The 22780-nt window shown below is 41.2% G+C and carries 11 protein-coding genes and 2 pseudogenes; 12 read left to right on the forward strand and 1 reads right to left on the reverse strand.

What is annotated here, in order from left to right; all coding sequences use genetic code 11:
* The first annotated feature begins 2 nt into the window (after positions 1-2).
* The 10 genes and pseudogenes from DXA54_RS19900 to DXA54_RS19940 all read left to right on the forward strand — a co-directional run bounded on the left by DXA54_RS19900 (position 3) and on the right by DXA54_RS19940 (position 17643).
* Positions 3-1640 (forward strand): RagB/SusD family nutrient uptake outer membrane protein, encoded by a 1638-nt coding sequence (locus DXA54_RS19900; RefSeq protein WP_120080494.1) that lies wholly within the window; start codon positions 3-5, stop codon positions 1638-1640.
* 26 nt (positions 1641-1666) lie between these two features.
* Complete coding sequence (locus DXA54_RS19905) at positions 1667-2812, forward strand: discoidin domain-containing protein (protein WP_120080496.1); 1146 nt, start codon at positions 1667-1669, stop codon at positions 2810-2812.
* A gap of 6 nt (positions 2813-2818) precedes the next feature.
* Complete coding sequence (locus DXA54_RS19910; RefSeq protein ID WP_082194793.1) at positions 2819-5482, forward strand: discoidin domain-containing protein; 2664 nt, start codon at positions 2819-2821, stop codon at positions 5480-5482.
* 134 nt (positions 5483-5616) lie between these two features.
* Positions 5617-8013 (forward strand): annotated as a pseudogene (locus DXA54_RS19915) (alpha-L-rhamnosidase C-terminal domain-containing protein); the annotation flags it as partial.
* Positions 8014-8559: 546 nt separating this feature from the next.
* Positions 8560-9258 (forward strand): annotated as a pseudogene (locus DXA54_RS28805) (right-handed parallel beta-helix repeat-containing protein); the annotation flags it as partial.
* Positions 9259-9281: 23 nt separating this feature from the next.
* Complete coding sequence (bglX, locus tag DXA54_RS19920; protein ID WP_165863275.1) at positions 9282-11561, forward strand: beta-glucosidase BglX; 2280 nt, start codon at positions 9282-9284, stop codon at positions 11559-11561.
* Between the two features lie 15 nt (positions 11562-11576).
* Positions 11577-13265 (forward strand): DUF5597 domain-containing protein, encoded by a 1689-nt coding sequence (locus DXA54_RS19925; RefSeq protein ID WP_120080502.1) that lies wholly within the window; start codon positions 11577-11579, stop codon positions 13263-13265.
* A gap of 183 nt (positions 13266-13448) precedes the next feature.
* On the forward strand, positions 13449-15188 hold the full coding sequence (locus tag DXA54_RS19930) for an alpha/beta hydrolase-fold protein (RefSeq protein ID WP_008020666.1): 1740 nt from the start codon (positions 13449-13451) through the stop codon (positions 15186-15188).
* A 40-nt stretch (positions 15189-15228) separates the two neighbouring features.
* Entirely contained in the window at positions 15229-16380 is a 1152-nt protein-coding gene (locus tag DXA54_RS19935; RefSeq protein WP_120080504.1) for a glycerate kinase, read from the forward strand.
* A gap of 15 nt (positions 16381-16395) precedes the next feature.
* Entirely contained in the window at positions 16396-17643 is a 1248-nt protein-coding gene (locus DXA54_RS19940) for a GntP family permease (RefSeq protein WP_120080506.1), read from the forward strand.
* 7 nt (positions 17644-17650) lie between these two features.
* Here the strand turns inward: DXA54_RS19940 and DXA54_RS19945 are convergent, their stop codons facing one another.
* Positions 17651-18568 carry a DMT family transporter gene (locus DXA54_RS19945; protein ID WP_120080508.1) on the reverse strand — a complete coding sequence of 306 codons (918 nt, stop codon included), beginning with the start codon at positions 18566-18568 and terminating at the stop codon, positions 17651-17653.
* A gap of 493 nt (positions 18569-19061) precedes the next feature.
* Here DXA54_RS19945 and DXA54_RS19950 point away from each other — a divergent pair, with 493 nt between their 5' ends.
* Entirely contained in the window at positions 19062-19613 is a 552-nt protein-coding gene (locus tag DXA54_RS19950; RefSeq protein ID WP_120080510.1) for a hypothetical protein, read from the forward strand.
* Between the two features lie 38 nt (positions 19614-19651).
* Entirely contained in the window at positions 19652-22729 is a 3078-nt protein-coding gene (locus DXA54_RS19955) for a tubulin-like doman-containing protein (protein ID WP_120080512.1), read from the forward strand.
* Positions 22730-22780 lie beyond the last annotated feature (51 nt).

Consider the following 22780-nt stretch of genomic DNA (forward strand, 5'->3'; position numbering starts at 1 on the left):
TTATGAAATCAATATTTTATATTATATCGGTTTTTGCTCTTTTGTTGACTGGCTGTACGGACTTCTTAGATCGTTCGCCGTATAATGATTTGTCGGGTAGTACAGTGTGGACTTCGGATGCTAATGCGAACATGCAATTGAATGGCGTTTATAAACTGACTAAGAATGGATGGGCGATGCAGGGATATTGCTATCATTTTACTTGTTTTGGTCCTGATGGATACGATTATTTCCGTAATTCTAACATTGAGATGGGCACAGCTACTACTCGTGATGGCATTTTCTTGTCAGCTTATGTGGAGTATTATAAGGTGATTAATGCTGCTAATGACGCTATTGCAAATCTGACGGATAATCCCAATATCACTCCAGAACTTCGGGAAAGAATGATTGGGGAAGCTCGTTTTCTTAGAGGATTTTCTTATTTCATGCTTTGGCAGCTTTATGGTGGTGTTATTATTTTAGATAAACCAACTCACCCCACTGATACATATTTACCCCGTAATACAGCAGATCAGGTGAGGGATTTTGTGATAGAGGATTTCAAAGATGCAATTGAACGTTTGCCATTGGAATATGGTGATTCTGAAAACGGTAGAATTACGAAAGGTGCAGCAGTCGCAATGCTGGGGCGTACCTATCTTTACGATCAGCGTTGGGGAGATGCAGCTGTGGAATTGCACAAGCTGATGGAAGAACCTTATAAGTATGATTTGGTTGAAGATTATGCGAAGCTTTTCGATTGGAAATACGAAAGAAATACTGAATATATTTATGCATTGTCATTTATAGCACAGATTGGTTATGGTACAGCTTATGATAGTTGGTATGGAAACCGTTCCTCTTTTATAAACGGAGAATCTTACAGTTTAGGATCACATATTCCTTTTGAAACCAGTACGTATGCTGATGGAAGTCCTATTGATTTGAGCACACGGCCTAAAAGAAGCGATTATCAGGATGAAGTGACTTTTGGTAATGATTTGATACAGTGGTATGATGATGTTATCAATTCTCCTAAAGGACTGGATAAACGTATTAGCGTAAATATGATTTTGCCTTCTGCTACCTATTATGGAAAGGATAGTAAATATTTTAAAGTGTATTGGCCTTATGAAGCGCATGTCAATGATGACCCGCAAGCATTAGGAGTGACTTTCAATGATTTTGCTACTTATTCATGGCGTAAATTTGTTTGTGTTGGTGATGAGGGATATTGGGCTTATCAGGGACCGACAGATATACCGCTGATTCGTTTTGCTGATGTATTACTAATGTATGCCGAAGCTAAGAATGAAGAATTGGCAGCACCCGATGATGATATTTATGATGCGGTGAATCGGGTTAGGAAAAGAGCGGGATTGAACGAACTGTCCGGATTGGATAAAACGGCTATGCGTAAAGCCATCAGAATGGAACGTTTTCATGAGTTTCCCGGAGAGGGACACTTGTTCTTTGATGTAAGACGTTGGAGAACTGCACATACCAATGATCCTGTTTTTGGGTTGAATCATGATGTGTATCAGTTTACAGGTGAAAAATTATTTACTCGTTCTTTCCCGGAGAAATTTTATTTGTGGCCTATACCGGAGGCGGAAAGGGATCTGAATCCGAAACTTGATCAGAATGAGGGCTGGTAATTGTTTTAATTTTAAATGAATATAATATGAAAAAGATAGCATATATAGTATTTCTGTTATTCTGTGCTTGTTATATTTCAAGTTGTTCGGAAGACAGATATTTTCCCGGTGAGATTTATCAGGATGTGGACAATGATGGAGATGGCGATGACGGTGATGTGGTGGAGAAAGTAAATGAGAATTTGGCAAAAGGAGGAATTGCTTTGTCGGGGAGTGAGCAGGATGGCGATCATGGCGCTGCATTGTTGATTAATGGTTTAATTCAGGGAAATGAAGAATATTTCGGAACTTATCAGACTGGTGTGGACCATGAAGAATGGGTACAGATAAAACTGATACAGAAACAAAAGATTAACTCTATCTGGCTTTATCCGAGAGCTGCAAATGAGGGCTTTCCTAAAGATTTTAAGCTGGAGGTTTCTACCGATGCTAAAACATGGACTTCTGTTGTGGAGAAAACGGGTTATGAAGCAACGACTGCTGATCCGCAGAAGTTTGATTTTGATCCTGTGGTTGCTTTGTATGTGAGATTGACTGCCACTAAACTCGCTATAGCTAATAATATGTGGACGGGTGATAAAGATGTATATTATATACAGTTGAAGGAAATAGAGGTCTATTTAAATGATGAAACAGGTGTTGATCCTGACCCGGAACCAGAGCCGGAGCCAGACCCGAATGAACCTAATCTTGCATTAGGAGGATTTGTTCAGGCTATTAGTGAAGAAGATGGGCATGGGGGTCAGTTCTTGGTTGATGGAAATTTTGCGGATAGCAACACGACTTACTTCGGTACACGGTCTTCATCATCTAGTGAATCTCAATGGGTGAATGTGAAGCTGACGCGTGAAGATGATTTTAATGAAGTATGGTTGTATCCTAAATATGGTGGAGAAGGGGTAGATGGTTTTCCTATTGATTTTAGGATAATGGTATCGGTAGATGGAGAGGAGTGGAAAGAGGTTGTGTCAAAAACAGATTATCCAGTTCCTGCATATACTCCCGAAACTCCAACGCCGGAAATTTTTAAGTTTGAAACTGTGCATGGCGGATATGTCAAGATAATAGCTACTAAGTTATTTTCAGCTAATAATATGTGGACAGGTTGGCAAGATGTGTACACGATGCAATTTGCAGAGCTCTGTGTTTACAATACTAATGTTGTTAATTAGAAAAATATGATAAATAGAATCTTGAATTTTATGTTTCTAGTGTTGATTTCGCTGCAAGTTCTGTCTTGTTCGGATAACGATATGGTTGAACCTGCACCGGAACCAACGCCGGAGCCACCCGTTGAAGAAGTGCCCGATGTGAAGAATTTAGCATTGGGCGGTGTGGCTACCGCTTCCAGTTTTGATTCAGGACGAGCCCCTTTCTATCTTATTGACGGAAAAATTGAGGCTGCCGAGAATCAAGGGTATTATAGTAGCGTCGGTTCTACGGAGAATCATACAGAATGGGTTCAGATTGAGTTAACCAAGGAATCGGAGATAAACTCTATTTGGGTGTATCCCCGCTACGATGGCATTCATGCTGGTTTTCCTGTAGACTTTACCTTGCAGACATCTGTTGATGGTAAACAATGGAATATAGTAGCTACTGGAGAAAATCATACAGAAGTAACAGATGCATTGCCTCGTAAGTATACCTTTGCTGATGTGAATGCAAAATTTGTTCGTCTGGTCGCTACAAATCTTTATTCTGCGAATAATGAATGGACGGGATATAAAGATACTTATATCTTGCAATTAGCTGAAATCGAAGTTTACAAGCGTGTACAATCAGTATCATCTGTGAGATTGGGCTCTTATTTTTCTGTGGTGGGCGAACAGGTGGAAGTTAGCGTTGATGTTGAAACTGAACAGGTGAAGGATAATGCAGGTGTTACGATAGAATTGGTTGCAGCTGAAGATGGACACTCGTTAGAAACTCCGGTAAAACAAACAGGAAAGCTGACAGATAATAAGGCTGCTTTTGTTTTAAAATTATCTTCAACTTTATCCGAAGGTGAATATAAAGTAAAAGCTACCGTGGAGGGAGATAAAGGAACATCAGTTGGTTATTCGGCTCCATATATAATATCAGCTGCTGATGGAAAAACTTATTATATAAGTTCTAGCCGGGGAAATGACGAAAATGACGGATTAAGTGAAGATACGCCCTTCAAGACATTGACTAAAGTTTCTCAATTGGAACTGAAACCGGGAAGTAAGTTGCTGTTGCGTGCAAGCGACGTATGGCAAAGGCAAATGTTGATGCCCAAAGGAAGCGGAACGAGAGAAAAGCCGATTGTGATTGGAACGTATGGAACAGGGGCCAAGCCTATTATCAGTCCGGGATATAGTAACAATACGATATATGGTATCCGGATTGTGAATGGAAGCGGGTATGAAATTCGTGGATTGGAAATAATGAATTGTTATGGTGGGATTGTATTCTGGTATGAGAATACGTATAACCACAAGTATATTCTGATTGAGGATTGTTATGTGCATCAGGTAACAGGAACTACTACCGGATGGGGTGGTGGATGGGATCAGAAAATGCCTGTGGATCTGGTAATGGCTTCAGGTATTTGTATTAATGGTTCTGACGCTTACGGTAATAGCCGGATTTGTGAGGATATCACCATCCGTAATACGAAGATAGACCGTTGTGATGTTGGTATTCAGTTTATTTCCCGCGATCATGATTTTTCAGGAAAGTGGAACTATCATGGAAAAGATAAAACGACATCGAACAGTTTTTATGATGTGAAAATAACCAATTGTGATGTTACCCGTTCTTATCGTACTGGAGGAATTTGTATCAGTTGTGTGAGTAAACTGGATGCCCGTGATTTGCTGGTTGACGAAACCGGATATCAGGGAGTCGGCATGTATTGGGGAGTGGCTGGGTTCCAAGTGTCCCGTGTTAGTGATTCCTTGATTGAAAATTGTACATTCTCTAATACGATAAAGGGCAGCAGTCCCGACGGACAAGGGTTTGACTTTGAGTCGGACAACCAGAACGTGACGGTTCGTAAATGCAGATTCCTTAATAATGATGCTGCAGGGTTATTGTGTTTTGGTGGAACTTGGCCGGGAGCTAATGCGGGTAATGTGGTGGATGATTGCTATTTTGAAGGTAACAATAGAGTGGATGATAATCGTATTTTTAATATAGGATATCCCGCTAATAGCGGCATCGTGAAGAATTCTGAAATTCACATGGGAAATAAAGCAACTACTTTTTATTCTTATCCTTTGGCTTTTGATGAGTCTAACAGGGTTTATGATGCTGCCGGAAAGTTAATATACAGTGGTGGTCCGTCACGCACTAATCCTATGTTTGAGGAGCGATTTGGCTCTGATTTATCAAAATGGAAAGATAATGCGGCAGGTAGTTCAGTAACCAGTGGCAAGTTATCCGTCGAGAATAATAGGGTTGTTTTTGCAAAAGGAGGAAGTGACTGGAAAAATTATTTCCTTGAGGCAGAAGTAACTTGTAAGTCGGAGGTTGCCATTCCGGGATTGGTGTTCTGTGCTGACGATAGTGGAAAGAACTATTATATTGCAAAAGTTAATTTGCTTCGTAATTACCGGAGTACAATTGATATTTATAAAGTGGTAAACGGTACTGAAAATACTTCTCCGTTGGCTAGTTATCCATGTTATAGTATGCTGAAAGAGACAGCTTATAAGATAAGGATAGAGTTGAAAGATTCTTCTATTCAGGTATATATGGATGGAAATTTGATGGGGACATTGACAGATGCTGCCTTCTCTAAAGGTACTGTTGGTTTGGCTAATGGTCATTCAGGAATGGCATTGTTCGATAATTTAATCGTTTGTCCTCTTTAGCTGGGATCTTTTTTCAATAGGTAGCTGATTAAATGATTGGGAATAAGTGGGCAGGCTCATATATGATGAGTCTGCCACTGATCCTGTTGTCTTTTCAATTACAATGTTTAATGATTGAAATGTAAAATAGTATGATAAACCGTACACTTGTAACACTGTTATTGATAATAATGCACTTTCCGCTCTGTGGACAAATTCGGTTGCCGGGACATCAGGGTGAAAAGGTGAATCCTGCATTGTATATGGGGCAGTGGCCGGCACGTTGGATTTCTATGCCTGATGAGCCTGCGGATATTTATGGAGTATATCACTTCCGGAAGACTTTTGAGTTGGATACGCTTCCACAGCATTTCTGGGTACATGTTTCTGCTGACAACCGGTATAAGTTGTATATAAATGGAAGTTTAGTATCGTTGGGACCTGCCAGAGGAAATGTATTTAATTGGAATTTTGAGACTGTCGATCTGTCTTCCTGTTTGAGGCAGGGAAAGAATGTGCTGGCCGCTGTGGTTTGGAATTATGGTGATAAAAAGCCTTTGGCACAAATGAGTTTCAATCGGACAGGTTTTATAGTGCAAGGTAATACGGCGGCGGAAGCTGTTGTTAATACAAACGATACGTGGGTTTGTATCAAAAATGGAGGATACAGTACTTGGGAAACTCCCGTTTGCGGATATTATGTGGCTGGTCCCGGAGAATTGTTGGATGCAGCATCATATCCCTGGGGATGGGAACAATCGGATTATGATGATTCCGGTTGGGTAAAGGCGCGGCAGGAATTAGCTGGTTCCATGAAAGGGGGAGCAGATTATCCGGGACGTCTTTTGGTTCCCACTCCGATACCGCCAATGGATTATAAAGTGGAGCGTTTCTCTGAAGTTAGAAAAGCGGATGGAGTTAGGTTACCCGGAAAATTTCCATCTCAAAAACAGGCATTTACTGTTCCGGCAAATAGCAAAATTCATTTGATATTGGATCAGGGACAACTGACTACCGGTTATTTGTCGATGTTTTTTAGCGGGGGAAGAGGGACGGAAGTTCGTTTGGGTTACACGGAGGCCTATTATTCGAATCCCGCTACAGGTGCTAAAGACAACAGGAATGAGTTGGATGGAAAAATGTTTGTAGGTTACGAGGATAAAATAATATGTGACGGTGGGAATGACAGGGAGTATACTAATTTGTGGTGGCGTACTTGGAGATATGTGGATGTACGGATTGAGACGAAAAATGAACCTCTTGTCATTGAGGATCTGTATAGCACTTATTCGGCTTATCCGTTTGTAAGAGAAGCCCGTTTTGTGGCACCGGAGAATGAATATCTGGAGAATATATTGGAGATAGGATGGAGAACAGCCAGGCTGTGTGCGAATGAAACCTACATGGATTGTCCTTATTATGAGCAACTGCAATATTTGGGAGATACACGTATTCAGGCAATGATAACATTGTATAATACGCATGATACTTGTATGGTGAAGAATGCATTGGAACAGGGGCGGCAGTCGATTGTAGCAGATGGAATAACGATGGGACGGTATCCTACCAATTCTCATCAATTTATATCTTCGTTTTCACTTTGGTGGATAGGAATGGGGTATGATTACTGGATGTATAGGGGGGATGAGGCATATTTGAAAACATTACTGCCTGCTTATCGTACTATATTGGCCTGGTATGAACAATGGTTGAAACCAGATCATACATTGGGGTATGTACCTTATTGGTTTTTTGCAGATTGGGCGGAAGGGTTTCCTAATGGAGAGCCTGTGCGCGAAAAGGATGGAAACTCTGCTTTACAGGATTTGATGTATCTTCTTACATTAGAGTCTGTTGTCAAAATGGAAAAGGCATTCGGACTTCCGGCTATGGGAGAACATTATGCGAAGATAGCATCGGCTGTAAAAGTTGCCATACGGAAAAAATATTGGGATGTTTCTCGTGGATTGTTTGCTGATACGTATAAACACAATAGTTTCTCTCAACATGTGAATTCGTTGGCAGTATTGGCAGGGGTGATTACAGGAGATGGAGCCCGGCAGGTGATGCATTCTGTGTTGACTGATATTGATTTAATACAGGTTACTATCTATTTTCGCTATTATTTGAATCAGGCTTTAAACAAGGCGGGTTTGGGGGATGAACTGCTGGAGCATCTGGGAGTATGGAAAGAACAAATGGCATTGGGATTGACTACATGGGCGGAACGTCCTGAACCCTCCCGTTCTGATTGTCATGCTTGGGGAGCGAGCCCTAACATCGAGTTTTATCGTGTTGTATTGGGGATTGATTCTGATGCGCCAGGTTTTGGCAAGGTACGTATTGCTCCTAATTTGGGGACATTGAAGAAAGTTTCAGGAACCGTTCCTCATCCTTTGGGAGATATTGCAGTGAACTATGAGGTGGATAAAAAAGGAAAGTTGATTGCTACGGTAGATTTGCCGGAAAACATTAAAGGAACTTTTGTATGGAAAGGTCAGAATTATCCGCTTGTGTCTGGGCATCAGGCTTTTACTATTAATCAGCAGGCTTCAGCAGGACAACGTAAATATTATGTAAGTTCGAGTACGGGGGATGACTCCAATGACGGACTGACTCCGAAACGTGCATTTAAAACACTGGCAAAAGCATCGCAGCTAAGACTCTTTCCGGGTGATAGCCTTTTATTGAGGGCGGGTGATATATGGTTGAAAGAGTCTTTGTTTCCGGTAGGGAGTGGCAGGCCGGAAAATCCGATTGTTATCTCTTCTTATGGGAAAGGGGCACGGCCTCATATAAAGCCCGGACATGATGCTATTTATGGAATAAGGATTGTGAATGATGCCGGATATAAAATAAAAGGTCTGGAAGTTTCCGACTGTTATGGAGGAATAGTGGTTTGGGAGGAAAACACGTATAACCACGAATATATATGGATTGAAGATTGCTACTTTCATGATATAACAGATAAGGATGAGCCGATTGGCGGTGGACGGAACGGACGTCCCGTTACTCCGGATTTGATTTATGGAATGGGAGTCAGTATCTGTGGAGCGGATGCTTTTGGAGGGCGAACATTGCTTTCGGATATTACTATTACGAAATGTAAATTTGATCGTTGTGATGTGGGAATTGAAGTGATAGGAAGAGACTATGATGATACCGGTGAATGGAGACGTCATGGACACGATTTGATATCGGCAAAGGCTTTTCTAAATGTAAATATCTCGGATTGTGATGTACAGCGTTCATACCGTACGGGAGGGGTAATGCTGTATTGTATCACGGGCGGTACGGCCGAAAATATTATAATCAATGAGACTGGTTATGAGGGTATAGGTATGTGGTGGGGAGTAGCTGCATTCCAATGCGCCAGAGTACACAACTATTTGGTGGAAAACTGTACGTTCTCGAATACCATTAAGGGGAAAAGTCCGGATGGGCAGGGATTTGATTTTGAAGCGGATGTACATGATGTGGTGGTTCGTAAATGTAGGTTTATCAATAATGAAGGTCCTGCTGTATTGTATTATGGTGATAGTTGGGCAGGAATCAATAAAGGTTGTGTAATAGATAGTTGTTATATCGAGGGGAATAACTGGAGTACGGATGGAGATTATGTCGGTAAGGTTTTTGGCGTGGGAAAACCTGCCAATGAGGGAATAATAAAGAATACGGAGATACATTTGCGCACCGATGACCAGACTTTTGACTGTGCTCCGATAGTGTTTGATGCATCAAACAGGGTGTATAATACCACCGGGAAACTAATATATGGAACGGAAATAACAAAATGAATAATCAGGAAAAACAAAATGATATGAAACGATTTTTAGTATTGATATTGGCTATGATACCTGTTTGTGGTATGATGGCACAGAGTTCACAGGAGTCTAAGATGAATAAGTTTGTAGATAACCTGATGAGTAAAATGACTATTGAGGAAAAAATAGGTCAGTTGAATATGCCTAATATTGATGGGGCGGTTATTACCGGTCCTGTAAAGAATACGAATACCGGTGAGCGCTTACGAAAGAATGAGGTAGGAGCTTTGCTGAATCTTCAGGATGTGAAGAAAATCAGGGAAGTTCAGCAGTTGGCTTTGGAGCATAGTCGTTTTAAGATTCCGTTGTTGTTTGGGATGGATGTGATACATGGTTATAAGACAATTTTCCCTATTCCTTTGGCGCAGGCGGCAACCTGGAATATGGATATGGTTGAAGAGGCAGCCCGTATTTCGGCGGTGGAGGCAAGTGCCAATGGGATTTGCTGGACATTCAGTCCGATGGTGGATGTCACACGGGATGCACGATGGGGGCGTATTGCCGAGGGAGCTGGAGAGGATCCGTGGCTTGGTGGTGAGATTGCCAAAGCATACGTGCGTGGTTATCAGGGTGACTTGTCGGCTAATACCAATATATTGGCTTGTGTGAAACATTTTGCTCTTTATGGAGCTCCGGATGCCGGGAAAGATTATAATACGGTTGATATGAGTCGTCAACGTATGTTTAATGAATATATGTTACCTTATCTGGCAGCCGTAGAAGCGGGAGTGGGCAGTGCAATGAGTGCATTCAATGAAGTAGAGGGCATTCCGGCTGCAGCCAATAGATGGCTTTTGGCTGACTTGTTGAGAGGACAGTGGGGATTTGATGGCTTTGTAGTGTCTGATTGGGATGCTGTTCGTGAATTGACGGAGCATGGTATTGGAAATATGCAGGAAGTATCTGCCAGGGCACTTATTGCCGGTTTGGATATGGACATGGCAAGTGAGGGACTGGTGAGCACGCTGAAGAAATCTTTTGATGAGGGAAAAGTTACGGAAGAACAGATAAATACGGCTTGCCGCCGTATATTAGTTGCCAAATATAAATTAGGATTGTTCAAAGATCCGTTTAAGTATTGCAATGAGGAGAGGGCGAAGAAAGATTTGTTCACTCCCGAACATCGGCGGGCAGCGAGAGAAATGGCTGCTGAAAGTTTTGTTTTATTGAAAAATAAGGAGCGGCTTTTGCCTCTTCAAAAGAGTGGCAAAATAGCCGTTATTGGCCCGTTGGCGGATAATCGGAGAAATATGTTGGGAACATGGACTGTGAGCGCGGATCTGGATACTCCTGTATCTGTACTTGAGGGGATAAGGGAAGCTGTGGGAGACAAAGCCGAAATCAATTATGCTCGCGGAAGTAATCTCACGTATGATGAAGAATTGGAAAAGAGAGCTTCTCATTGGGGAAAAGGCTTCCCGCGTGACGGACGGACAGATAGTCAGCTTCAACGAGAGGCTTTGGATATTGCCAATCAATCGGATATTATAATTGCAGTGATGGGAGAAGCGGCTGAAATGTCTGGAGAGAGTACGTCGAGAGTCGATTTAAATATTCCGGATGCCCAGAAAGACTTGCTTAAGAAACTGGTAGATACAGGCAAGCCGGTGGTTCTTGTTTTATTTGCGGGCAGGCCGTTGACGTTGGTTTGGGAAGAGGAAAATGTTCCTGCTATTTTAAATGTCTGGTTTCCGGGTACGGAAGCGGGAAATGCGGTAGCGGATGTGCTTTTTGGAGATGTAAATCCAAGTGGTAAACTTACGGCTACTTTTCCGCGGAGTGTAGGACAGGTTCCTATTTCGTATAGCTACAAGCACACTGGCAGGGCACCTAGTAAAGAAAAACCATCAGAAAAGTATCGGACAGGGTATATTGATGAGACGTATGAACCTCTATATCCTTTTGGGTATGGATTGAGTTATACACAGTTTGAATACGGAGAGTTATCGTTGGATAAGGAAGTAATAAACAATACGGAGTTTTTGACTGCAAGTATCACTGTGACCAATAAAGGGACAGTGGATGGAAAGGAGATCGTTCAGCTTTATTTACGTGATGTGGTAGGGAGTGTCACCCGTCCATTGAAAGAACTGAAAGGATATGAAAAAATATATCTGAAAGCTGGTGAGTCTAAGACTGTCCGCTTCAGGATTACTCCGGAAATGCTGAAATTTTATAATTATAATATTGAGTATGTATATGAACCGGGTGAATTTGATGTGATGGTTGGTTGTAATAGTAGAGATGTACAAACGAAGCGGTTTACACTGCGTTAAAGAGATAATTAGGGAATGAGAAAATTTATATCATATATTATTTGTGTGATTACTCTCCTTGTTATGGTACAATGCGATAATAAGGGAGGGGTTAAAGAAGAAACAATTCCTTTTTTGCAGAAAAATGGAGGAGCAGTCCAGTTGATGGTCAACGATGAACCTTTTCTGATGATTGCCGGAGAACTTCATAATTCCACGTCTTCTACGGTTGAGTATATGGAACCTGTTTGGGCACGTCTCAAATCGATGAATCTGAATACTGTGTTGGCAGCTGTGACTTGGGAGTTGTTAGAACCTGAAGAGGGAATTTTTGATTATCATTTGGTTGATGTCATGTTACAAAAGGCTCGTGAGAATGATTTGAGACTTTGTCTGCTTTGGTTTGGCAGTTGGAAGAATGGAGAATCGAGTTATGTGCCGGGTTGGGTTAAGAAAGATACGGAACGTTTCTTTCGGGTGAAGAATAAGGATGGGAAGAATATTGAAACGATTTCTCCTTTCTGTAGGGAAGCCCGGAAAGCGGATGCAAAAGCGTTTGGGGCATTGATGAAATATCTGTCGGAGGTTGATAAGGAACGTACGGTAATTCTTATCCAACCGGAGAACGAGGTTGGAGTATTTCAGGAGATAGATTACTGTCCACAAGCTTTAGTAGGGTTTGAAAAAAAGGTTCCAGAAAAGCTGATGACTTATTTGGAGGATAATAAGGATATGTTGAATCAACATGTGAAAGAGATATGGGAAAGCAAGGGCTCGGTGAAAGCTGGAACATGGAAAGAGGTGTTTGGAGATACGCCTTTTACTAAAGAATTCTTTATGGCGTGGCAGTACGCTGACTATATCGATGAGGTGGCTAGGGTGGGAAAGGAGCAATATCCGTTACCCATGTTTGTCAATGCATGGCTGGTGCAATATCCGGAACAGTTGCCGGGAGGATATCCTACGGGTGGACCGGTTTCGCGTGTTATTGACATTTATAAAGCTGCTGCCGGTCACCTTGATATTTTGACTCCTGATATTTATTTACCTGACTTTAAGCGAATAGTAGCTGAATATCATCGTCCGGATAATCCTTTACTTATCCCGGAATCTACTATGGAGCCGGGAAGAGCTTTTTATGCCTTTGCCGAACATGATGCGATTGGTTTTGCTCTATTTGCAATAGAGGACGAGGGTGAACATTTTCTTCTAATCAAATCGTATGAAGTGTTGCAAGAATTGCAATCTTTAATTATCCGATATCAAGGTACGGGAAAAATGCGTGGTATATTGAAGTATGGTGATGAAATGGAACAAGTGTTCCCATTTAAGGATTATACGCTAAAAGTGGTGTATGAAAAGAATAATGAACCGGCTTACGGCCTGATTATACAAACGGATATAGATGAGTTTCTGGTTGCAGGGATGAACTTTAAAGTATTTATTTCGGCAAATGATCCCAATAAGATAGGCTATTTTGAACAGATATGGGAGGGAGGTTATGAAGCTGGGGAATGGAGCTCTGCCCGTTTATTGAATGGTGATGAGACATGGCATAATTATGCTTTGATCGCCGTAGGACGTCTTTATGACTCTTCAGAAGTGAATGCATCTAAAGGCTTTTTGGAAGCAGAGGGAGAGCAAAATTTTACGTATTCTTATGCAAGTCGTAAGAAGATAGCTACTCCGGGAATTTATAAGGCTAAGGTGTATATCAGAAATTAATCAAGTTATTCTGATTATATTTTAGGTGAACATGAATATTGTTGAGCTCCGGGCATTCGTGAGTTGAAGTTGGATTGTAAGGTGCAATAATATCTTGTCAAGTTGGCTATAATGGTATTTTTTACATAATTTTGTTTGGGTGTATAGAGAGTAAAGTCATTAATCGATAAAAAATAGAGGGTTATGATACAAAAATTATTAATGCTTTTTTTGCTTTTAGTCTGTTGTCTTTGTCAGGCACAGAATAAATATGTATTAACGGCCGACAGTAAGAAAAAAGTCGGCGTAGAGTATGGCGAGCATATTTATGCTCGTTTTGATAAGTCCGTTGTATTTCCCGGTACGATACGTGAAGTAGACATCTATGTACCTGCACAATATGATGGAAAGACTCCTGCATGTGTCTGTGTGTTTCAAGATGGAATGAGTTATAGAGCGGATACTGTAGTGTCCAATCTAATATCCAGTAAAGAAATCCCAATGATGATATTGGTGGCTGCTTCTCCGGGACAAGTCATAGGTGATTTTGACCCGGATAGTCCACGGGCAAACAGGACATACGAATATGATACTCCTTCTCCACGTTTTGGACAGTTTGTTTTAGAGGAACTTTTGCCTTTTGTCGAATCATTGAAGACTTCCGAAGGGAAAAGTATAATACTATCGAAAAATAAAAATGACCGGATGATTACAGGTTGTAGTTCTGGTGCTGCCTGTGCTTTTAATGTTGCCTGGAATACCGAAGAGTTCACTCGTGTTTATAGCTCTTGCGGTTCGCTGACCGGATTAAGAGGTTCTTTTACGAATTCTACATTGGTTCATAAATTTGAGCCTAAACCTATTCGGTTTTATTTTCAAAGTGGTTCACATGATATGTGGACTTCATTTGGTGATTGGTGGAGTGCTAATCAGGCTATGGTGCGTGCCATGGATTTTGCAGGTTATGACTTTACCTATCAATTTACGGAGAATGCAGATCATTGTGATGATAATGTAACTCAATTATTTCCGGATGCAATGCGCTTTCTTTGGAAAGGATATCCGGGTAATTCTCCATCACCCAAAAAGGAAACACATAATTCTATGTTGAGGCAAGTTTTATTGGATGGCAAAAACTTCGAACAGGTCGTGTCCGGCATCGAAGATAACTCTATTTTACTTTCTAATAATAAAGGAGAAATCCTTGTTGCTTCGGAGAAAGGAGCAAAGTTGCTTGATGATAAAAGAGAAACTGTGATTATTGATAAAAAGGTGCTGGCTATAGGAATAGATAATGAAATGTTGGCATATGAATCTCGGAAAGGTTTAGTCATTGCAGATAAAAACGGGCATATCCGGAAAAACATAAAGACTGAAATATGTCCATGCAACGCTGTCGCTTTGAGAGATGGCGGTTACTATATAGTTGGAAAAGAGAATCAGGGAGATCTGTTTACTTCAATCTGGTATTTGTCGAATGAATATGAGTTATCAAGAAAGGCAGATGGATTAAAAAGTGTGTATTCATTGGCGTTAAGTGGCAACAATAACTGGTTATATGCTTTTGGATATGACACGCGGCGTGGATTCAGCTATAAGGTGAATAAGGAACATAAGGATTTACTATATGGGCAGGAATTCTATTATATTCATGTGCCGGATCAATCTGATGGGGCAGAAACGACATCCGCAATCTGTGATAATTTTGGAAGAACGTATCTGGCAACGGCGTATGGTATTCAGATCTGTGATTATAATGGAAGAAGTGAAGCTATTCTATCCATGCCGGGAAATGTGAAACCTGTATCTGTTGCATGGGGAGGAGAAGCTATGAATGTGCTTTATGTGCTTTGTAATAATGGTTGGATTTACAAAAGAACATTAAATACGAAAGGAGCTTCTTTAGAAGGCGTAATGCCGGTTATTAGAGTTGGGGCTGGATAAGTGGTCTGCTAAATAAATTTGTTATGTAAATATAGGTTGTATGAAGAAAATTATTTTAGCATTTGATTCATTCAAAGGATCAGCAGGTTCACTGGATATTGCCCGGTACGCCCGGCAGGCTATCCGGAAAGAACTGCCTTATTGTGAGGTATTAGAATTTCCGGTAGCTGATGGTGGTGAAGGAACTACCGAGGCCATTTGTACTGCTCTGGAAGTGAATAAGATCTTCTGTGAGGTGCATGACCCGTTAATGAATCCGGTGGAAGTTTCTTATGGAATAACAAAAGATGGAGCTACTGCAATTTTAGAAATGGCATCAGCAAGCGGATTGCCTTTAGTCGCATTTCCTTTACGCAATCCGATGAATACGACTTCTTATGGGACTGGCGAAGTGATCTTGGATGCATTGAACCGCGGGTGTCGTCAATTTATTGTAGGACTTGGCGGCAGTGCAACCAATGATGCTGGCATGGGTATATTAAGTGCTTTAGGTATTCGTTTCTTTGATAAATCGGGAGAACGATTAGAACCGAAAGGGAGTAACTTGGCTGCGATTGAGTTTATAGATGAAACCTTTGTTCATCCGGCTTTGAAAGAAGCCACTTTTACAATGGCCTGTGATGTTCATAATCCGTTCTATGGTTTGCAGGGAGCAGCCTATGTATTTGCACCCCAAAAAGGAGCTACTCCGGACCATGTTATAAGTTTGGATGAGGGGCTTCGGCATTATGCCGAGGTTATTAAGAGACAAAAACAGATGGATATTGCTTTTATTCCAGGTGCGGGAGCGGCAGGTGGTATCGGCGGAGGATTGCTTCCTTTTATACAGGCAGAGCTAAAGTCGGGCATTGATGTCATATTGGATATTCTTCATTTTCGTGAAGCATTGCAAGGCGCGGATCTTATTTTCACAGGTGAAGGGAAATTGGATGCACAAACGGGCATGGGTAAAGCGTTAGGCGGAATTTTGAAGGAAGCTCGGAAAGAAAATGTCCCTGTCATTGCTTTGGGTGGTGGGGTCGAAGCTACTGAACAACTGAATAAAATGGGATTTACTGCTGTATTATCTATTCAGCCTGCCCCTGTATCTTTGGATAAAGCTATGCAGCAGAAGTTTACGTTGGATAATGTAGAGCGTACTGTAACCCAATTGATACGTATTATAAAGCAATTCAGTCTGAATCAGAAATAAAATCAAGAGTTTCTCATGACAACAATAGGTGCTCTAATCGGATTAATGTTATCCGTATTTTTGATTATCAAAAAAATAGCTCCAGCTTATAGTTTAATAGCCGGAGCTATTGTCGGTGGTTTATTAGGTGGATTGCCTCTGGTGGAAACTGTAAAAATGATGACGGAGGGAGTAAAAGACGTGACTCCGGCCATTATTCGTATTCTTACCGCAGGAGTGTTGTCTGGCGTTCTTATTAAAACGGGAGCGGCTGCTACTTTATCCAATGCTATCATCTCTTCATTAGGCGAGAAACGAGTATTTGGAGCTTTGGCTTTAGCTACCATGTTACTTTGTGCAGTCGGTGTATTTATAGATGTCGCTGTTATAACGGTTGCTCCTGTAGCTCTTTCCATAGGTAAACGATTAGGATTGTCTCCTTCTGTATTGTTAGTAGCTATGATAGGAGGAGGAAAATGTGGAAATATCATTTCTCCCAATCCCAATACGATTATTGCAGCTGATAATTTTGGAGCAGATCTTTCATCAGTTATGTTAGCTAATCTTTTACCTGCTTTTTTAGGATTACTGTTTACGGTATTTGTGATCGTGCGCTTTATTCCTAAGCGATTGATGGTGATGCGTGAGACAAAGGAGGAAGTGCAAGATGATAGGCAACTTCCGTCACTTGCCAGTAGTCTGGTAGCTCCTATAGTAACGATTATACTTTTAGCTTTACGTCCTGTTGCAGATATTGCTATTGACCCATTGATTGCGCTGCCCATAGGTGGTCTTTGTGGATTACTTTGTATGAGGCAGTGGAAGAATCTTTTGCCTTGTATGGAGTATGGACTGCAAAAGATGTCTTCTGTTGCTATTTTATTGGTTGCTACTGGTACTATTGCCGGAATAATAAAGAACTCTACGTTAAAAGACTGGATATTAAACCTGTTGGCGCAAGCACACTTTGATGAAGTTATGATTGCTCCTGTATCAGGGGCGCTGATGTCAGCCGCCACCGCTTCTACTACCGCAGGAAGTACTCTTGCATCCGCCTCTTTTGCAGAAACCATATTATCAGTAGGGATTTCCGCTGTATGGGGAGCTGCAATGATAAATTCCGGAGCAACTGTACTGGATCATTTGCCCCATGGCTCTTTTTTCCATGCCACTGGCGGCGTTTGTGAACTAACTTTTAAAGAACGACTAAAGTTAATACCTTATGAAACTCTTATTGGTGCAGTGTTAGCTGCTTCTACCACCTTGTTATGCTTACTTTGTTAGTTGTGGCTTATACTTCTTTTCCTATCTTTTCGAAGTCAGCTCTCGATTTACTTTGAGTCACAATATATACTCCCAGGAATACAAGTGCGATAGCAATCCCTTTCTCCCAGCCGAAACTTCCGATGCCCATCGCGATTGCCGCAATCGTAGCCACGATGGGTTGCATATAATTGTACATACTGACTACCGTAGGACGGAGCAGCCTCTGTGCAGTCATAATGCAGAGATACGCGAGGAAACTACCTCCTAATACGACATAAAGTACCTGTAGAATGGCGACAGTGGAAATAGAAGTCCATTGAATCGTAGAAATATCATAATAGGAGAACGGAATGTAACACATTGAAGCATATATGAACATCCATTTATTAATCGTTACTGCCGAATATCGTTGAGACAATCCCTTGAATACAGTCAGGTATATGGAAAAACTGATTTGCGCAACGAGACAAAGCAAGTCACCAATCAGGCTTCCATTTCCGTTGTTTCCTGCCTGGCTGCTCATAATGAGAATGAGCGCTCCCATAGCACCTATAAAAATTCCCAGTACTTTTTTATTTGTCACCGGTTCTTTTAAATAGATAGCTGCTACAACCATTGTTACAATCGGTAGAGTGGTAGTTACGATAGAAGCATCAATAGGAGAAGTCATAGAAAGCCCGAAGATGAACACTCCTTGATTGAATACTAGCGCAAACAGTGAAGCAAAGAAGATTTTTAGCATATCCTGATGGTTCACATGTTCCTGTTTGCAAAATATAGAAAGTAGCCAGAAAGCGGCGGCTGCTCCCACCATGCGGAATGTAGTGACAGAAATTGGAGAAAACTCTTGAAGAGCCGACTTACCGATGGGAGACATCAATCCCCACATGACGTTTGCTGAAAGTGCAAACAGATGACCACGCAGATTTTTACTTTTGTCCATGTTGATATTGATTAATCTACAATTTTTTTATATGAATAACAGTCAAACAGAGGAAACGGTTGCAAAGGTAGCTTTTTATTCTTATATTTTCCCAATCTAATATATTAATAAACGGACGTTATGGTTTCAACAAAACGAAGTCCGGTATCTTTTTATTGTTGTCAAAATGCTTGATTTTAGTAAACTTTTGATAGATGACTAAAAAACTCTTTGAAAATTTGCATCTTTTGATAAAACAATTACTTTTGCAACATTTCGCTAAGCTGTAGGAGGGCTGGCGAAATTTCAGAAAAGCGTTTTTAGTAGTCGTCTTTAACTTTTTTTTGAGCTTAAACGTAAATATTTCTGTATTGATAGATCTGGTTTTGTCTATTAAAGAGTGGTATGTGTACTTAAAAGATGAAGACGAATAATGAAACAAATTCCTGCGCTTTTTTTGTATCTAATGAACAGGTTGAATCAGTGGAATTTATAGACCGGAAAAACAGTCCATATGGGTATACTTGGTTTTATTGTTACGCTCTTTTGGGGAATACTGGCGGGAATTGTAGTTACGATTCTTGTCGTGTATCTGATAAATGAACTAATGGACACCCCAAAGTGGTTGGTTGGATTGATAGGACTTTTTCTTCTCTTCTTTCTTTCCTTTCAGTTTACGGCAATTATTGGTGCCGGAAAAGTAAAAGGAGTAGTTGAAGACATTACTGGCCTAAGTAATACTGTTAGTAGAAAGGTCGATTGGAATAATATTGAAACGACCTATCCTGTTTTAAAACCTTATCTTGATAAAGTCGGAACGAAAGTGGACGAAGTATCAGATCAGAAAACCTCGGCGCTTTCTCTTATTAATAGCATCATCAATGGCTTTATGTGGCGACGTGCGGCATGGGCATTAGGTGGAGTAATGATATGTTTCGTAGTAGCTGCCTTGCCAGCATTGACAGGAAATGGTCGTAATCGACAGGGACAACGAGGGGCATCAGCTTCTACCCGTCATCGGACTACGCAGCATACGAGCCGTTCGCATCGTCCGCGGCGCAGATAAAGATTATAAGAAAACAATTATAAATACTAAATGATATTATGGAAACATTAGACCCGAAAAGTCCTAACCACATCTTGGTTGGTGTAGGCGGTACAGGCGGTAAAGTACTGAAGGCCATTCGTAAACGCATTTATCAGGAATTTCCCAATGATGAAGAACGAGACAAACTGTCTATCGGTTTTGTATATGTCGATTCTACGCGTGAGATGATGACGCCGGGTGATCCTTCTTTCCGTGTGATGGGGAAGGATGCTTCGTTTACGGAAAGTGAGTTTGTGGATATTAAGTCGGTGGACTTGAAGCAGATTCTGGATAATGTATCCAATTATCCCGGATTGAAGACTATTGTGAAGAATGGTGCTTCAATGAAGAATACGTTGGGTGAAGTGGGGCAAGCTGCCGGACAGAAACGTCGTGCGGGACGTATTCTTTTTGCTGCAAATTGCAACAAGTATCTTTCTGCTTTGAAGGGGCAGTACAATAAAGTGAAGTCCCTGACCAACAAAGATGAGGTTAATATTCATATTTTTACTGGTTTGGCCGGTGGTACGGGATCAGGTGCTATTATTGATGTTGTTGCTCAAACCCGTGCACAAGAGACTTATAAGCATGCTAATATTATGGTTTATGCCATGGTGCCTGAATTGGATATTCCTTCCGGATGTCAGGCCGGACGCTACCATCAGAATGGTTATGCTGCATTGAAAGAGTTGAGTGCGCTGAATATCGGACGTTTTGTTCCTTCGGACGTTATTCGTGGGGAAGAGAAGATAGAGTTGGACTTTACTCCTAATAAGCAGTTCGGTTTGATGCTTTACTCTAATGTGAATGAAAATGGCGTGGTAGTCAATTCGTTTACAGAATTGCCACAGTTGTTGGCGGATACCGTTTATTTCCGTCTGTTTTTGGAAGAGAAACATGGTACGACTGATGATCTTCTGCGTTCCTTCAGTTTGGAGAATATCAATGACTTCTGTGTAGAGTACAGCGAAAAGTCGAAAGGGACGGATAAGGAACGTGCCCGTACGAAAGCAATCAATACATTCGGTATCAAACGCATTATTTATCCCGAAAAACGAATACTGGAACATATCACTTATACCGTAGGTGAACGTGTTCTCTGGCAGATGCAATATAATAACTTCAAGGATGATTTCGGTTTTGTACAGGAATCGGTTCGTAAGGATTATCGTGAGTTGTATATCAATGACAAGAACTTGCGCGACTGGTTGCTGGATGATAGTCATTTGATGTTGGAAGAAAAGATATTCGATACAGATAAGTATTGCAGCAAGATAGAAAATTTCTGGAGTGATATTACCAACAGCTATTCTTATGATGATGCCAAAGCGGTAGACCCGGAACCATTGAGATTCCTTGAAAGTATCTGTGCGGATACGTATAAGAATGCTTTCCGTAATAAACAGGGAGTAGAAGTTTACTATCAGGACAAGAGTAACGACCAGTTGTTGAAGGAACAGGCACAATATATTATTGAACGTATAGAGAAGAATCTATATACAAAATGGTATGAGGGCACCCTTTCCTTGGAGGATTTGCTGAATATCTGTGATACTGTATTGACTTACATAAAAGACCGCAAAGAGAAGATCGAAACTGATATTGCCGGAGTGGATGAAAAGATCAAGGTGAATGAGGACGATGCGGATGCTAACAATTACGACTATAATCACTTGTCGTTGTTGCAGCGTGCTACCGGACGTTCCCCCCGTCTCTACTCCGATCATCAGATGATAATGAAAGATCTCTATACGTTGCGTACCCAACGTGTTGCTTATGAATTTGAAGGTAAGTTGCTGGGTAAGTTACGTGCTGCGTTCGAAGAATTCAGTGCTGAAGTAAGTCAGTTCATCGGTGTGTTGCTGGTGTCAATGGATGCTGCAGAAAAACGTATTGCCGACCGTAATAAGAACACCAAAGGAATAGCCGATTTGTCGAGTGCTATTGTAGAAGTCAGTGAAGATGAGAAAATGCTCAAGCTCGAACAGGCATTGATTCTGGATAAGAACCAACAGGAAACCTGGTCGGGAAATATCCGTAAGGCTATTACAGGCAACCGTAATTATGCCCACTTCAGCGAACTGGCTGCCACTACTTCCGAAGATGCTATCTTTGATATATTCGATACGGAGTTGAGTCCGAAGATTCGTGAAAAACACGATCAGGATTATCAGAACGACAAGATTTTAGGATTGAACGTGCTGCAACAGTTGCAAAAGGTGTTGCTTACGGATACGGATATTCGTAATTTCGCTTCTACAGTCATCAACCAGAGCGGTACATTCCTGAAACTGGATGACGGACAACTTTCGAAAGCGTTGAATAACAACGAAAACCCGGTATCTCATCCCGAATCAATCAATCGCAAGACAATTTTGATTTCGATGCCGACTGATGAAGGAAACGATTCGCTCAAAGCATTCTCTAATAAACTGAAAGCCGCATTACAAGGTGCTTTTGGAAATGCTACGCCGGGAAGTACAATCAACTTCAATACTTCCAGTGATCGGATGAATGAAATAACGGTTATTTCCATCCGGTATTGTTTCCCGATGCGTGCTATCGCTTGGTTGCCTTCTTATGATCGTGCGTATAACGATATGGTGAATAATAAGAATGAATTGGCTGCTAAAGAAGCCCGTATCTTGCTTCACAGCGAAGGCGACGGTACGGAATTGCCGGATCTGATGGGAGAAAAGAAGGTATCGCCGAAAGACTTTATCCCTTATTTCTTCGTGGCTGCTGCAAACAATATTCTTGCTGTGCGTGAAAACGAACGGGAAGAAAAGGGTTGGTGTATTGTCACTGCCGATGAATGGGGGGCTGAAATGGTAACCCTTATCGCATCCCAGTTTACAGAACTCCTGACCAGCGAAGACCTGACGGAAGAAGTGTTGGATACTATCAAAGAAAAGGTAGATGAAGTATTGAAGAATCCGGATTTGAAGATGAGTGACCGTGCTGCTATGGTAGAAGGTGTGAAGGTAGTGATGCGCGATTATGTAAGTAAGGAGTGCTCCAGTCCTACATCACCCAAGTATCAGCAATACAGCGCTGAAGCAAAGAAAGCATTGGAAATAATTAATAAGAAATAAAAATTATGGTTCTTCGTCAAATTTGGTGGTAATCTCTTTTTTATTTCAACT

Source organism: Bacteroides sp. OF03-11BH, from assembly GCF_003604005.1.
Taxonomy (GTDB): Bacteria; Bacteroidota; Bacteroidia; order Bacteroidales; family Bacteroidaceae; genus Bacteroides; species Bacteroides ovatus.

Excerpts from the sequence above, each read along its gene's own strand:
- DXA54_RS19900 (WP_120080494.1), top strand. The coding sequence starts at position 3 with ATGAAATCAATATTTTATATTATATCGGTTTTTGCTCTTTTGTTGACT.
- DXA54_RS19905 (WP_120080496.1), top strand. The coding sequence starts at position 1,667 with ATGAAAAAGATAGCATATATAGTATTTCTGTTATTCTGTGCTTGTTAT.
- DXA54_RS19910 (WP_082194793.1), top strand. The coding sequence starts at position 2,819 with ATGATAAATAGAATCTTGAATTTTATGTTTCTAGTGTTGATTTCGCTG.
- bglX (WP_165863275.1), top strand. The coding sequence starts at position 9,282 with ATGAAACGATTTTTAGTATTGATATTGGCTATGATACCTGTTTGTGGT.
- DXA54_RS19925 (WP_120080502.1), top strand. The coding sequence starts at position 11,577 with ATGAGAAAATTTATATCATATATTATTTGTGTGATTACTCTCCTTGTT.
- DXA54_RS19930 (WP_008020666.1), top strand. The coding sequence starts at position 13,449 with ATGATACAAAAATTATTAATGCTTTTTTTGCTTTTAGTCTGTTGTCTT.
- DXA54_RS19935 (WP_120080504.1), top strand. The coding sequence starts at position 15,229 with ATGAAGAAAATTATTTTAGCATTTGATTCATTCAAAGGATCAGCAGGT.
- DXA54_RS19940 (WP_120080506.1), top strand. The coding sequence starts at position 16,396 with ATGACAACAATAGGTGCTCTAATCGGATTAATGTTATCCGTATTTTTG.
- DXA54_RS19945 (WP_120080508.1), bottom strand. The coding sequence starts at position 18,568 with ATGGACAAAAGTAAAAATCTGCGTGGTCATCTGTTTGCACTTTCAGCA.
- DXA54_RS19950 (WP_120080510.1), top strand. The coding sequence starts at position 19,062 with ATGGGTATACTTGGTTTTATTGTTACGCTCTTTTGGGGAATACTGGCG.
- DXA54_RS19955 (WP_120080512.1), top strand. The coding sequence starts at position 19,652 with ATGGAAACATTAGACCCGAAAAGTCCTAACCACATCTTGGTTGGTGTA.